General features: G+C 65.4%; 1 protein-coding gene. It reads right to left on the bottom strand.

Features of this window, described 5'->3' with window-relative positions; translation table 11 throughout:
* Positions 1-35: 35 nt before the first annotated feature.
* Positions 36-1,052 carry an IS30 family transposase gene (locus ABZS43_RS36615; RefSeq protein WP_355040594.1) on the bottom strand — a complete coding sequence of 339 codons (1,017 nt, stop codon included), beginning with the start codon at positions 1,050-1,052 and terminating at the stop codon, positions 36-38.
* Positions 1,053-1,055: the final 3 nt, after the last annotated feature.

Raw genomic sequence — 1,055 nt, 5'->3', positions numbered from 1 at the left:
GCGGTTTCTAGGGGTCGTCGCAACACCGCTTGGTGTTAGGTGGTCAGTAGATCACGCAGACGCTCGGCTGGGGTATCCCAGTCGAGCGTTTTGCGTGGGCGCCCGTTGAGTTCCTGGGCGACGTGTTCGAGGTCCTCGGGACTGTGGACGCTCAGGTCGGTGCCCTTGGGGAAGTATTGGCGGAGCAGACCGTTGGTGTTCTCGTTGGTGCCCCGCTGCCACGGTGAGTGCGGATCACAGAAATACACAGCCATGTCGGTGGCCATCGCGAACTGCTTGTGCCGGGCCATCTCGACACCCTGGTCCCAGGTCAGCGACCCACGCAGATGCGCCGGCAGGGTCGAGACCGTCGCGATCAGCGCGTCGCGCACGGTTTCGGCGTCGTGGGTATCACCAGGTAGGTGGACCAGCATCGTGTAGCGAGTCGACCGGTCGACCAGGGTGGCGATCGCCGAGGAGTTCCCCGCGCCCATGATCAGGTCGCCCTCCCAGTTACCCGGCAACGCCCGGTCTTCGGCCTCGGCGGGCCGGTCGCTGATCATGACCATGTCATCGATGAACCGCGGGGTGCGCGCATCGGGTGACCGGTGTGGTTTACGGAGTGTGCGACCGGACCGAAGTGCTTGCACCAGTTCACGTTCGAGCCCACCTCGGGCTTGGAAGTAGAGTGCCTGGTAGATCGTTTCGTGGCTCACCCGCATGCTTTCGTCGTCGGGAAAGTCCTCGCGGAGCCGGTAGGCGATCTGTTCTGGTGAGTGCCGGCGGCGTAGCCGGTCAGCGACCTCGGCCCGCAAGGCCTGGTTGGTCACCAGTTTGGACCGTTTGGGTCGCGCCCGTGCTACCGAGGCCGCGCGGTGCGCCTGATAGGGCAGGTAGCGGCCCTCGACCCGGCGGGCTCGGACTTCCCGCGACACTGTCGACTTGTTCTTGCCGATCCCGGCCGCGATCACAGTGATCGTCAGATTCGCCGCCAACCCGTCAGCGATCGCGAGCCGATCGGCCAATGACAGGTAGCGGGCATCGATCGGTGCGGGCTCAGCGGTGGTGGTCACCGG

The sequence above is a fragment of the Nocardia sp. NPDC005366 genome, from assembly GCF_040606855.1.
In the GTDB taxonomy this organism is placed as follows: Bacteria; Actinomycetota; Actinomycetes; order Mycobacteriales; family Mycobacteriaceae; genus Nocardia.
Note: the sequence above shows the minus strand (reverse complement) of the source record. Positions and strands in the feature narration are given on the sequence as shown.